The organism is Ruminococcus sp. zg-924 (genome assembly GCF_024433635.1).
Classification (GTDB): Bacteria; Bacillota; Clostridia; order Oscillospirales; family Acutalibacteraceae; genus UBA7067.
The window spans coordinates 1-12494 of sequence record NZ_WNJZ01000006.1 but is presented as its reverse complement, the minus strand read 5'-3'; the positions used below and the strand labels follow the sequence as shown (position 1 = coordinate 12494).

Sequence of the window (12494 nt, the reverse complement as noted above, 5' to 3'; positions counted from 1 at the left end):
ACAATTATTCAAAAAGCTCAGGATGCATACGGCTGTAATGGAAAATATACTGCTGTGCAATTCCTGCGTACCGACCCAAGTCTTCTATTGTAAATTCCGGCAGCAGCACCGCCATTGCACGCTTCATCCAAACATCCATCGGAAAGCACTCCAGCCTGTGCATACCGTACAGCAATGCGCACTCGGCAACCTTTGGCCCTACACCCTTTATTTTCATAAGGCTCTGCCTTGCCTCGTCTATCGGCATTTTCTGCACATCGTCAAGGCTTATTTCCCCACAGCTTACCCTTTGCGACGCATCAATCAGATATTTTGCCCGAAATCCGCTTCTCAGTGGCGACAAATCCTCCACACTAAGCCCTGAAAGCTTATCGGCACTCGGAAAGGTGTAGCCGCCGTCTGCTGTTTTATCGCCGAAGCACTCGCACAGTCTTTTTATTATCCCCTTGATTCGAGGAATATTGTTGTTTTGAGATATAATAAACGAGCACAGAGCCTCCCAGCTGTCCTGCCTGAGTATTCTGATACCCGGCGCATATTCCGCCGCACTTTTCAGTACGGGACTTAACTTAGACAACTCACGCTTTATTGCGCCGTAATCAAGGTCTAAATCAAAATAATCGCTCCACAGCCTGTTATCCTCTGCCTTACCGCCAATTATATATAGGTCGCCCCTCTTAAGTCTCACCGTAATCTCACGGTCAAAGGCTATACCCCTGAAATCACCGTTTTCCTGCTCCTCCCATCGAAAGCTCTGCCCGCAGTCGAGAGTTTGCCCAAGGTTGAGGTCAGCCACTCCCCTATATACAATTTCGTTTTCTAATACTTCACATTCCATATTGACACCGCTTTACAAAATTATAGCTTTTATTGTAATGAGTATATCATAAAGCGGCACTTTGTGCTACAATATATTTATTAATAACCAAGTGAAAGGACGTAAGCTTATGAAAGAAACTATCTGCACCATTCCGATAAATGATGTGTTCGGTCCTAAGGACGGCTGTCCTATCTGTCGACTTCACAATATGCTTGAACAGAATTATCTTGACTATATCTTAGGCGCTGCTATGATGGAGCCTGATGTAAGAATAGAAACAAACGAAAAGGGGTTTTGCACAAAGCATTTTCATATGATGGTTGGCAAGGGCCGCAGACTGCAAAATGCGCTTATCCTTGAAACTCACCTTGACAATATAAAAAACAAGCTTATAAGCGAAAACGCCAAGGGCAAGCCCGACAAAAAAAATATTGCCGCACTTGAACAGCTTCAACGCAGCTGCTATGTGTGCGACAAAATAAACTGGGGTATGGAGCATATGTTCAGAACTATTTTTTCAAGCTTTGCAAACGATCCCGAATTCAGAAAGCTTTTTGAGCAGCAGCCGTTTATATGTCTGCCGCATTACACGATGCTTATAAAATCCGCATCATCAAAGGGCGGTATGAAAGGCTCACAGCTGTCGGACTTTTACAAGAGCACGGCAAAGCTTTCGGGCAAGTATTTAAGCACGCTCAAGGACGATATTTCGCATTATTGCAAAATGTTTGATTACAGAAGCAACGGACAGGATTGGGGCAATTCAAGGGATTCCATTGAGCGCAGCGTGGAGTTTCTGACCTCAGAGAAACCGGATTATATCGAGTGATAAGGATTGAATCACAATTATAGTTTTTTATCAATTAGCTTTTCTGTTCCGGCTCGTTTAAAATTTGGTGTTTATTCCTGCGGCATTTTTACGCTGATTTTGTTACTCAGCACTCCGCCGTTTATAGCAACGGAGCATTTTCCTAACTGCTCAAATCGCATATTAAAAGCCGACTTTTCATACTGCACCGTATTGCCGTAGGACAACGGGTCATTAAAATAATAATAATGCTCGTCATAGCCTGTAAGCACAAGGCAATGCTCGTTTGCAATCCAATTATATATATCCCCGTCATTATAGGGTGAATTTTCAGAGGCGCCCTGAACAATCCAGCTATCGGTTTCAACAGGGCTCCACAAATACATTGTTGACCACACAAGCACCGGTTCATCCTGAACAATATATGTATCAATCAGCTCTTCAAGGCTCATTCCTGTTGTATCCTTAGCTGTATTTTTAGAATCGGTTTCGTCAAAAACCTTGTTAAGAGCGTCAACTATTACAGGCGGATAGCACCCAAGAGAATCCTCATTATACGGTGTACCTATAAACGCAGTGTACGGGTCCGGCCCCACAACATACATTCCGTCATCGCTTATTCTGAGATAATCCATATGCAGATAACCGTCAATAAAGGTTTCCGGCGTTATATCATAATTGTAGTAATTCAATAGCATTGTTGCGCTTATTGACTCACAGCCGGAGGGATATTGTCCGTTTTGTGATATAAACGGAACATTTTCTATCCGATGTTTATTCGGCGATACGGAAACCACTGTGCATTTTGCGTAAAGCCCCGAAGGGGATGACGCTGTTACCTCAAACTTTCCGACCTTATTAATAGTTAGCACTGCGCTTGTCCCGTTTTTCACCTTAAGCTCGCCCGCTTTTTCATCACTTAACGTCCACTTGATGCTTGTCGGCAAAATTGAATCGGAGTTGACTTTAAGCTTTAAATCAACACTTGCAAACACCTGCGCATTATACTCGCTTTGCTCAAAGGCAAGCTTGCTTTCGTCGGTGAATTGCTTTGTATCAATAGAGCGGGTACTTTCGGTGGTTTTCTCATCATTCTCGGTCTGCTCAACATTAGCCTTGGCAGGCTCTCTCTCAACTGCGGAACTTAGGTTTACAACCGTTTGCTTTTCAACCCGGGCAGGCTTCATCGCTGTTTCTGCGCTTTCAAACGGGAATATAACCTTAACGGCAATAAACAAAGCCGCTAAAATAACAAACAAAAACAAAATAACCATGATAGTTATTTTGTTTTTTGAATTTAATTTCAATCCATTCATATTCAATCAACACTCGTTTTTATTGAATTAAGCCGTGTTATTGAGTATAATTAAAACACGGTTTGATGTAATAATCTTAACACATAAATTTCATTTCGTCATTCGTTTTCGACACTCAAAAAAATATTTAACAATTTGGTTAAAAAGTTCTGCAAAACGATGTCGGAATGGGTAAAAATTCTTTCTTTTATTTGGTGAAAATTATGCAAAAAATATTTGACGTACACGCACATTATGACGACGAAGCATTTGACAGCGACCGTTATGAGCTGCTTGACACAATGCTAAACAGCGGCGAAATAGTCGGAATTGTTAACGGAGCCACCGACATTGAAACAACCCTGTTCGGGATAAGCACAGCGGAAAAATACGCCGGCTTTTACACAAGCGCAGGCTATCACCCCGAAAACGCTGAAAGCGCACCAAAGGACTTTATTGACAGAATAGCTGAGCTTTTGCAGCACCAAAAGGCTGTTGCAATCGGTGAAATAGGCCTTGACTACTATTGGAAGAACGTGCCTAAGCAAATTCAGCTTGAGGTTTTTGAAAAACAGCTTGCCTTGTCAAAGGAGCTTGACCTGCCTGTTGTAGTTCACGACCGTGACGCTCACGGCGACACATACGAGCTTTTGAGGAAGTACCGCCCCATGGGCATAGTTCACTGCTTTTCAGGCAGCGTTGAGTTGTCAAGAGAGGTTGTGCGGCTTGGTATGTCGATAAGCATAGGCGGTGTTGTCACCTTCAAAAACGCTCGGCACAGCGTTGATGTAGTACGTGAAATTCCTCTTGACCGTCTTATGCTTGAAACCGACGCCCCGTATCTTACACCTGTTCCGTACAGAGGAAAGCGGTGCGACTCACGTATGATAAAATTCACCGCCGAAAAAATTGCTGAAATCAGAGGCATTACAATAGACAAGCTGCTGACGCAAAACATTGAAAACGCCTGCTTAACCTACGGTATATCAATATGAAGCGCATTATCTCTATGCTTGCCGCTGTGCTGATTCTCCTTTCTGCAACTCAGCCTGTGCTTGCCGCAGAATACTGCTATTCACTCACGCTTAACAGCAAGGTTCAGACAGGAAAGAGCTTTAAAGCACAGCTTAATGTTTTTGGCGGTGGTGACGTTGCCGCCGCAATATTTACAGTCTGCTTTGATTCTTCTGTAATGGAGCTTAAATCGGCTGAGCTTTGCGACGGAACAGACGGAAAGCTTGAATACAACACTGTTGGCGGTACAACAAAGCTTGTTTTTCTGAACACAAAGGGTCAGCCGCTGACGGGTGAAGAAAACGGCATTATATCGCTTAAATTCAAGGCGCTGTCAACCCCGTGCAATGCTTATATCACACTTTACTGTGAGCAGGCTGTGTGCTGTAACGAAAGCTATCTTCCTTGCAGCTACGGCGTAGAGTACCCTGTTGAGCTTGCCGATAAGATAAGCGGCAGTGTTTCACGCTCAAGCGGAACAAAGGTTAATTCAAAGCCGTCATCAAGCAGCTCAAACAGCAAGGCTTCTTCAGCCGACAAAGGCAGCAGTATATCCGGCAGCGAATCTTCAGAAGGCTTGACACAGCAACACCAAAACGGAATCGTAAGCCTTGGTTCAAAGGAAGCGGCGCAGTCAAATACAGCTTATATTATGCTCGGTGCAGTTATCACTCTATGCGTTGTTTGCGCTGTATTCGCCATTTACAAAGTCGGCAAAAAACACGGCGAAGCTGAGCAGGCTCAAAAAGCAAAACAGAGCAATCCTGACGCCGAACAGGACGAGAAAGCAATCAACAGCGATAATGTACAACCTCCTGTTTCCGACACCAACGCACTCAACGAAGCTTTTGAATCTGATAACGCCGACCTGTTTGAAGGCAAGGAGAAGTAACAAAGGAAAATAAAATGCTTTACAATACACTTAAACTTTACTCGGAATCGGGTATTTATCCCTTTCATATGCCGGGGCACAAGCGAAACGCCGAAATGGCTATGCCGCTGTCAATCACTCATGATATGACCGAGGTTGACGGTCTTGACGATTTGCACTGTGCTGACGGAATACTTAAAGACGCAATGGACAACGCCGCCTGCTTTTTCGGCGCAGACAAAACCTTTTTTCTTGTAAACGGAAGCACCTGCGGCATTTTAGCCTCTCTTGCCGCCTGCACAAAGCGAGGCGATACAATCATCTGCGCACGGAACTGCCACAAGTCGGTTTACAACGGAATTTCCCTGCTCGGACTTAAACCTCAGTACATAACGCCAAACACCATTCCACTGCCGTTTGGGTGCTACGGCTCAATCAACCCAACAGACGTTGAGAGGCTTTTAAAGCAGAACATTTACACCGCAGCAGTAATCATCACGTCCCCTACATACGAAGGAATAATATCGGATATAAAAACGATAAGCGATTTATGCCACCATTACGGCGTACCGCTTATTGTCGACGAAGCACACGGTGCTCATCTCGGCCTTTTTGGCGGCTTTCCTAACGGCGCAGTAAAAAGCGGCGCAGACATTGTTATACAAAGCACACACAAAACCTTGGGCGCAGTTACGCAGAGCGCACTTGTGCACGTTTGCGGCAAGTTAGCCGACAGCAAAAAAATAGCGCAGAAGCTTGCTGTTTTTGAAACAAGCTCACCGTCATACCTGATAACGGAAAGCATAGACAGCACGATTAATATTCTGCAAAAAAGCGGCAAAAACCTCTTTTCTGCTTATCTGAAGCGGCTTGATGATTTTTCAGAAAAAGTAAAACAGCTTAAACATACAGATATTCTCTTTTACGGGAACAGCCAATACGAAAAGAACGGCGAAATATTCGCTTTTGACAGAAGCAAGCTCATCATAAGTGCAGTAAAAAACGGATATTCAGGTGCGCAGCTTTCCAAAATTCTGCTTGATAAATACAGAATACAGGTTGAAATGTCCTCGCTCAACTACGTTGTTGCAATGACCTCATACTGCGACACTGACGAGGGTTTTGACCGCCTTATATCTGCTCTGCGTGAAATTGACTGCGGCACTGTCGGCTCATATTCGCCTAAGTCTGCGGCAATGCCGACAGGTTATATCAGGGCAATGGAGATATTTGAAGCCGATGAGCTTGACAAAACAGAAATACCTCTTGTGCAAGCCGGAGGCAAAATATGTGGAGAGTTTTTATTTGCATATCCGCCGGGAATACCGCTTGTTGTGCCCGGCGAGATTATCACCAAAGAGCTTCTCATAGTCATTTCTGAGCTAAAATCGGCAGGTGTATTGTTAAAAAGCAGTGCTTCGGGCTGTGCAGAGTATATAACAATTATTGATAATCAGCTAATTTGCGAAAAAAACGCCGCAAAAACTTGACCTATTGATTATGACATACTATAATAATAGGTAAAAGCTTGTGAATTAGAAGGAGTGACGGAAACATGATAAGCGGTGCTGAAATTATGGTAAAATGTTTGGAAAGCGAGGGTGTATCCGTCATCTTTGGTTATCCCGGAGCCGCTATCTGCCCATTTTACGACGCACTTTTAGACTCTAATATAAAACACATACTTGTCAGACAGGAGCAAAACGCCGCACACGCCGCAAGCGGTTACGCCAGATCAATCGGCAAACCGGGTGTTTGCGTTGCAACCTCCGGTCCGGGCGCTACAAATTTAATTACAGGTATTGCTACGGCTTATACCGACTCAATTCCGATTATTGCAATAACAGGACAGGTCAGAAGCGATCTTTTGGGGCGTGACGTTTTTCAGGAGGCAGACATAACAGGAGCTTGCGAGCCTTTTGTAAAGCACAGCTATCTTGTTAAGAACACAGCTGATTTGCCGAGAATTTTCAAGGAAGCGTTCCATATTGCCACAACAGGCAGACCGGGTCCTGTTCTTATTGATATTCCGATAGATATGCAGACAAACAAGATTGAAAGCTTTGAATATCCTACGGAAGCCAATATAGTAGGCTATAAGCCGAATGTAAAAGGACATGCTGTTCAGATAAAGAAGGCGGCTCAGCTTATTAACAGTTCCTCCCGTCCTGTTATAGTTGCAGGCGGCGGTGTGCTTTCATCCGGTGTTAAGCTTCAGCTTGTAGATTTTGCCGTAAAAACAGGTATTCCCGTTGTTTCAACAATGATGGGCATCGGCGTTATGCCGTCTGAGCACAGGCTGTATCTCGGTATGCTCGGCAGTCACGGCAAGGGCGTTGCAAACAGGGTTATTCATGAGTCGGATTTGATTATCGTATGCGGCGCAAGACTCGGTGACAGAGCAGTAGCCGCACCCGACCAGATTTCTGAACGCTCTAAGATTATACATATTGATATTGACCCTGCCGAAATAGGCAAGAATATAAAAACAACCGTTCCGATTGTCGGCGATATGCGCAATATTATGAGCAGGCTTGCTGATGAAGTCGGCGAATACCACGTTTCACCTATGTGGGACGATACAGTAGAACGCTGGAAAACAGATTTGTTCCGTATTCCGCAGGAATTTGAGGGCTATGTTGAGCCAAGGCGTTTTGTTGCAACCTTATCAAAAATGCTGCCGTCAAAGGCAATTTTAGCGGCTGACGTTGGACAAAACCAAATATGGTGCGCTAACAATTTCCGCATAAAAGAAGGCAGATTTTTAACAACAGGCGGTATGGGCACAATGGGCTATTCCATTCCGTGCGCTATTGGTGCAAAATTTGGCAGACCGGACCGAGAGGTTGTTGTTGTCTGCGGTGACGGCTCGTTCCAGATGAGTATGAATGAGCTTGGCACAATAGCCCAGAACCACCTGAACATAAAAATCATCATTATGAGAAACGTAAGGCTCGGAATGGTAAGGGAGCTGCAAAAGAATCTTTATAAAGGACGCTTCAACGCAACCTTCCTTGATGACGACGCACCCGACTTTATGAAGATTGCCGAAGCATACAACATTCCGTCTGCATGCGCAAACTCAAACGAAGAGGCTGAGAAAATTGCCGAGGAAATGCTTAAAAGCGACAGTTCGTTTATGCTTGTATGCAATGTTAGCCCCGAAACACCCTCGATTTAAGAAAGGAATTTTATATGAAACACACATTAACAGTTCTGGTTGAAAATCAGGCCGGTGTTTTAAGTAAAATATCCGGACTGTTCTCAAGGCGAGGCTTTAACATAGACAGCCTTGCGGTTGGTGTAACAACCGACCCTAAGCTTTCACGAATCACTATCGTTGCCGACGGTGACGAATATGTTTTGGAACAGCTTGAAAAACAGCTCAATAAGCTTATCCCCGTTATCAAGGTTAAGGCTCTTGAGGACGGCAATTATATAAGCCGTGAGCTTTCACTTATAAAGGTATGCTGTCCTTCCCCAAAGAGGCCGGAGCTTCTTAAGATTGCCGAAATGATGCACGCAAACGTGTGCGACGTTGCGGCTAACACCATTACAATAGAATTTTCCGACACAACAGAAAGAACAGAGATACTCTTGAATTTATTAAAGCCATATGGTATCCGTGAAATCGTAAGCACAGGCACTGTTGCCATCGAAAAAGGCACAGCAAGCACAAACTAATAAGCGGTTTTACAGAAATAACATATACAATAATGCCAAATTGGCAAGGAGGAAAATTATTATGCCAAAAATTTACTACCAAGCAGACTGTGATCTTAATCTCTTAAAGGGTAAAAAGGTTGCTATCATCGGTTATGGCAGCCAGGGTCACGCACACGCACTTAACCTTCACGACAGCGGTGTTGACGTTGTTGTAGGTCTTTACGAGGGCAGCAAGAGCCGTGCAAGAGCCGAGAAGGCCGGACTTACAGTAATGACAACAGCCGAGGCTGCAAAGGCAGCAGACATCATTATGATTCTTGTTCCTGATGAAAAGCAGGCTGACCTTTACAAGAAGGACATCGAGCCGTACCTCACAGAGGGCAAGGCACTTGCATTTGCACACGGCTTCAACATTCACTACAAGCAAATCACACCTCCGTCAAATGTTGACGTATTTATGATTGCTCCTAAAGCTCCGGGCCACACAGTAAGAAGCGAGTACGTTGAGGGCAAGGGTACTCCTTGTCTTATCGCTGTTGAGCAGGACGCAACAGGCAAAGCAACAGAAATTGGTCTTGCATATGCAGCAGGCATCGGCGGCAGCCGTGCAGGCGTTTTGGAAACAACCTTCAAGATTGAAACAGAAACAGACCTCTTCGGCGAGCAAGCTGTTCTTTGCGGCGGCGTTACAGCTTTGATGAAGGCAGGCTTTGAAACTCTTGTTGAGGCAGGCTACGCTCCGGAGAACGCTTACTTTGAGTGTATCCATGAGATGAAGCTCATTGTTGACCTTATTTACAGCGGCGGCTTCAAGAAGATGAGATATTCAATTTCCGATACTGCTGAGTTCGGCGACTACGAAACAGGTAAGCGCCTTATCACAGAGGAAACAAAGAAAGAGATGAAGCAGGTTCTCTCAGAGATTCAGGACGGTACATTCGCTTCAAAGTGGATTGCAGAGAACAAGAACGGCAGAGCACATTTCAACTCATGCAGAAGAATTGCTGCTGAGCACCAGCTTGAGAAGGTTGGCGCAGAGCTTAGAAAGATGTACTCATGGAACGGTGAGGACAAGTACGCTGACTAATTAAGCGCACTTTATTATATCAAATTCGACACCCTCGGTTAATTCCGAGGGTGTTTCTGCACCTAGGGATAATAATTTTATCATAGCTTCCTACCTGAACTCTCTGTCAAAAGATATAGAGTAAAACGGACAGTATATAATGGTAAAAAATTAACTTCTCCGCAGGAAATAATCAAATTTGCTTCTTTGTGTAATCTTGACGGCTTACTGCTGATAGGATTTTGTGACCACGATTATATGTACCTTAGAAATCGTATGAGAAGCACATTCAGGGGCGTACGAAATCGTACGCCCCTGAAATTATGCTATAAACACCGATTATTACGTTATGGCTTTGGCTTTCCGCAGTTTTGGCAGAACTTGCCTGAATTATCTGTGCCGCATTCGCACTTCCATTTGCCGTCACTCGGCATCGGCTTGCCGCAGTTCTGGCAGAACTTACCTGTATTCTCTGCACCACATTCACACTTCCAAGCGCCGCTTTCAACCGGCTTTGGCTTGCCGCAGTTCTGACAGAATTTCCCTGTATTCTCTGTGCCACATTCACACTTCCAGCCGCCTGCAACTGTTGTTTTTTGAGCTGCCGCCTGCTGCGCCGCAATCTGCTGCTGTTGATAGCCGCCAAGAATGTTTGCACCTTGATTCATAGCCATTCCAAGACCCATAAAGCCTGCCATACTGCCGCCATCATTGCTGCCGGCATTAATCATAGCCTGACCTGCTGCTGTTGCAAGGTAGGCAGCCTGCGCTGCAGGATCAGAAACAGCTGATGCCTGTAAAGCAATCTCATTTCTCTTGTCGATGAGCTTCTGCGAGGTTTCATCGTAGGTTGGAGCAGAAACGGCGACAGAGAACAAGTCCATACCTCTGTTCTGAAGCCAGAGCTGATCAAGAGCCGTCTGCATATAAGCACTGAGCTGATCACCCTTAGAGGTAATAAAGCGGATACTCTCGCCTGCTGCTGACATCTGACCAATAGCTGTACTGAGAGCAGTCAGAAATTCGCCGTTGTATTGAGCCGAAATTTGTGAGTAATCAAGTCTTTTGTTGCCTGTTACATACTCCTTTGGTACAACATTCTCATAAAAAAGGAGCGGATTCCTAATTATCATTGAATAAACGCCATGAACCTTTAAGCGAAGCTCGGCATTGTAAAAGCTGTCAAAATAATTCAACGGATTTGGGGTACCGAATCTGATACCCTTAATCTCCTGAAGATTTATGTAGAATGCTCTTTGAGTCTGCGGAGTAGAGCCGCCGAATTTAATTCTGTTCCATACATCCTTAAAGGTATCCTTGAACTGACCGTTAAGCATTGAAGGCATAGAAGAGTTCTCAACCTTGAAGTAGCCGGGTTCTGCAGTGTAGTCAACAACACGTCCGCCATCAACAAGAATCATCATCTGGTTATCGTAAACCTGAATAATAGAGCCGTTGCTGATTACGCCATCTGTGCTGGCATACTTGTTGTTATTTGAATGCGGAGCAACAGCCGGAGCAAACACGGTTGTATCGCCCATTTCAGACGGCTGATAAGCTTCAAGGGTTTGCTCCTTGATAGCACCGCCAACGGCTCCTGTAAGAATTTTAATAAGTCCCATTTTTCAATTCCCCTTTTTTATTTTTTAACAGGCCTAAGCATAGCCGCACCAATAATACCGGCGTCATTACCGAGTGTAGCAGCGCAGATTACTGTCTGTTTGTCATTATGCTTTGTATATCTCTCTCTTTCAACATAAGCTCTCAGCGGAGCAAGCAAGGTTTCACCCTCGTGGCTGATACCGCCGCCTATGCTCAGAATATCCGGCTGGAATATATTAATTGCGTTAACAATACCGCAGCCGAGATACTTAATATATTTTTCAACAACGGCTGCACCGGTTGCGTCGCCATTGCGCATTGCATCGAATGCCGTAATTCCGTTAACCTTGGAAATATCACCGTCAAGCGCCTTGAGCATATATGAAGAATCTGCTCTTTCACCAAGAATTGCTTCTTTTGTCATATTTATAAGGCCGGTAGCCGAGGCATATGTTTCCCAGCAACCACGTCTGCCGCAATTGCACTCTCTGCCATCCATCACAATTACCATATGACCCATCTCAGCGCCCGCATAGTTAGAACCGCTGTAAATTTTTCCGTCAATAATGATACCTGCGCCTACGCCCGTACCAAGTGTTATTGTAATAGAATTTGTAGCTCCCTTCGCAGAGCCGGCAAGAAATTCACCATAAGCGGCAGCGTTTGCATCATTCTCAATAAGAATTCTTTTATCAAGCCTTTCAGACATCATTTCGCCAAGGTCCCAATTGTGAAAGAACAGGTTAGCTGAATACTCAACAACACCCGTTGCAGGATTAATAGCACCCGGAACACCAATGCCGATTTCCTTAATATCTGCCATTTTAATGCCGGCCTTTTTTACAACCTCCTTGCACAATGCAGCCATAGAGTCGCAAATCTCTGCTTCAGGTCTTGGCACAGCAGTTTTACAGCTTGCCTTGGCAACGATTTCATATTTTTCGTTTACAATTCCGGCAACAATATTGGTGCCGCCGAGGTCAATTCCTAAATGAAACATAATAACATCCCTTTCTTACATCTGTGATTAATTATATGCAGTTTTTAGGCGTAAAAATACAAGTAAATTATAGCATATGCACTAAATATAATAAAGGTTATAATAGAAAAAAATATAATTTTGTTGAGTATTTACAGTTTTTCTTCTAATCGCTTGTTAACTTTGCAGAGAACAAAAAAGCAGAGGTTTAACCCTCTGCTTAAATCACTGATATTCATTGTGAAGAGCACCCTGAAAACTGAATAAAGATTTAGAAAAGAAGAAACATTGCACTGAGTTAACCAAAAGGACTGTGGTCAAGCCCTCGACCTATTAGTACTGCCAAGCTGAATGCCTCACGGCACTTACACAC

11 protein-coding genes are annotated in these 12494 nt (G+C 44.3%); 7 read left to right on the top strand and 4 right to left on the bottom strand.

Features of this window, described 5'->3' with window-relative positions:
- Positions 1-4: 4 nt before the first annotated feature.
- Complete coding sequence (locus GMA13_RS03935) at positions 5-838, bottom strand: DNA-3-methyladenine glycosylase (RefSeq protein ID WP_255884226.1); 834 nt, start codon at positions 836-838, stop codon at positions 5-7.
- A gap of 109 nt (positions 839-947) precedes the next feature.
- On the opposite strand from GMA13_RS03935, the gene GMA13_RS03930 reads away from it, so the two are divergent.
- On the top strand, positions 948-1649 hold the full coding sequence (locus tag GMA13_RS03930; protein WP_255884224.1) for a DUF6062 family protein: 702 nt from the start codon (positions 948-950) through the stop codon (positions 1647-1649).
- A 71-nt stretch (positions 1650-1720) separates the two neighbouring features.
- On the opposite strand, the gene GMA13_RS03925 is transcribed toward GMA13_RS03930, so the two are convergent.
- Positions 1721-2887, bottom strand: coding sequence for a C39 family peptidase (locus GMA13_RS03925; RefSeq protein ID WP_255884222.1), 1167 nt, complete (start codon positions 2885-2887; stop codon positions 1721-1723).
- 260 nt (positions 2888-3147) lie between these two features.
- On the opposite strand from GMA13_RS03925, the gene GMA13_RS03920 reads away from it, so the two are divergent.
- The 6 genes from GMA13_RS03920 (at position 3148) to ilvC (ending at position 9561) form a co-directional block, all read left to right on the top strand.
- Positions 3148-3918: a TatD family hydrolase gene (locus tag GMA13_RS03920; RefSeq protein ID WP_255884220.1), complete on the top strand. Its 771-nt coding sequence runs from the start codon at positions 3148-3150 to the stop codon at positions 3916-3918.
- Positions 3915-4829: a cohesin domain-containing protein gene (locus GMA13_RS03915; RefSeq protein ID WP_255884218.1), complete on the top strand. Its 915-nt coding sequence runs from the start codon at positions 3915-3917 to the stop codon at positions 4827-4829. The genes GMA13_RS03920 and GMA13_RS03915 overlap by 4 nt, the downstream gene beginning before the upstream one ends.
- Positions 4830-4843: 14 nt before the next feature.
- A complete protein-coding gene (locus tag GMA13_RS03910; RefSeq protein WP_255884216.1) occupies positions 4844-6298 on the top strand; it encodes an aminotransferase class I/II-fold pyridoxal phosphate-dependent enzyme in 1455 nt (484 codons plus the stop codon).
- 65 nt (positions 6299-6363) lie between these two features.
- Positions 6364-7989, top strand: a complete 1626-nt coding sequence (gene ilvB, locus GMA13_RS03905) for a biosynthetic-type acetolactate synthase large subunit (protein WP_255884215.1) — start codon at positions 6364-6366, stop codon at positions 7987-7989.
- A 14-nt stretch (positions 7990-8003) separates the two neighbouring features.
- A complete protein-coding gene (ilvN, locus tag GMA13_RS03900; RefSeq protein ID WP_255884212.1) occupies positions 8004-8492 on the top strand; it encodes an acetolactate synthase small subunit in 489 nt (162 codons plus the stop codon).
- Between the two features lie 61 nt (positions 8493-8553).
- Positions 8554-9561 (top strand): ketol-acid reductoisomerase, encoded by a 1008-nt coding sequence (gene ilvC, locus GMA13_RS03895; protein WP_255884210.1) that lies wholly within the window; start codon positions 8554-8556, stop codon positions 9559-9561.
- Between the two features lie 326 nt (positions 9562-9887).
- On the opposite strand, the gene GMA13_RS03890 is transcribed toward ilvC, so the two are convergent.
- Together GMA13_RS03890 and GMA13_RS03885 are read right to left on the bottom strand one after the other, a co-directional pair.
- Positions 9888-11162, bottom strand: a complete 1275-nt coding sequence (locus tag GMA13_RS03890; RefSeq protein ID WP_255884209.1) for an SPFH domain-containing protein — start codon at positions 11160-11162, stop codon at positions 9888-9890.
- A 17-nt stretch (positions 11163-11179) separates the two neighbouring features.
- The gene (locus tag GMA13_RS03885; protein WP_255884207.1) at positions 11180-12142 is read right to left on the bottom strand and encodes an ROK family protein; all 963 of its coding nucleotides are present in this window, start codon (positions 12140-12142) and stop codon (positions 11180-11182) included.
- Between the last annotated feature and the right edge of the window lie 352 nt (positions 12143-12494).

What these genes read in the sequence shown, in the direction of transcription:
- GMA13_RS03930 (WP_255884224.1), top strand. Translation starts at nt 948, where the DNA reads ATGAAAGAAACTATCTGCACCATTCCGATAAATGATGTGTTCGGTCCT.
- GMA13_RS03935 (WP_255884226.1), bottom strand. Translation starts at nt 838, where the DNA reads ATGGAATGTGAAGTATTAGAAAACGAAATTGTATATAGGGGAGTGGCT.
- GMA13_RS03885 (WP_255884207.1), bottom strand. Translation starts at nt 12,142, where the DNA reads ATGTTTCATTTAGGAATTGACCTCGGCGGCACCAATATTGTTGCCGGA.
- GMA13_RS03920 (WP_255884220.1), top strand. Translation starts at nt 3,148, where the DNA reads ATGCAAAAAATATTTGACGTACACGCACATTATGACGACGAAGCATTT.
- GMA13_RS03890 (WP_255884209.1), bottom strand. Translation starts at nt 11,162, where the DNA reads ATGGGACTTATTAAAATTCTTACAGGAGCCGTTGGCGGTGCTATCAAG.
- ilvC (WP_255884210.1), top strand. Translation starts at nt 8,554, where the DNA reads ATGCCAAAAATTTACTACCAAGCAGACTGTGATCTTAATCTCTTAAAG.
- ilvN (WP_255884212.1), top strand. Translation starts at nt 8,004, where the DNA reads ATGAAACACACATTAACAGTTCTGGTTGAAAATCAGGCCGGTGTTTTA.
- GMA13_RS03915 (WP_255884218.1), top strand. Translation starts at nt 3,915, where the DNA reads ATGAAGCGCATTATCTCTATGCTTGCCGCTGTGCTGATTCTCCTTTCT.
- GMA13_RS03910 (WP_255884216.1), top strand. Translation starts at nt 4,844, where the DNA reads ATGCTTTACAATACACTTAAACTTTACTCGGAATCGGGTATTTATCCC.
- ilvB (WP_255884215.1), top strand. Translation starts at nt 6,364, where the DNA reads ATGATAAGCGGTGCTGAAATTATGGTAAAATGTTTGGAAAGCGAGGGT.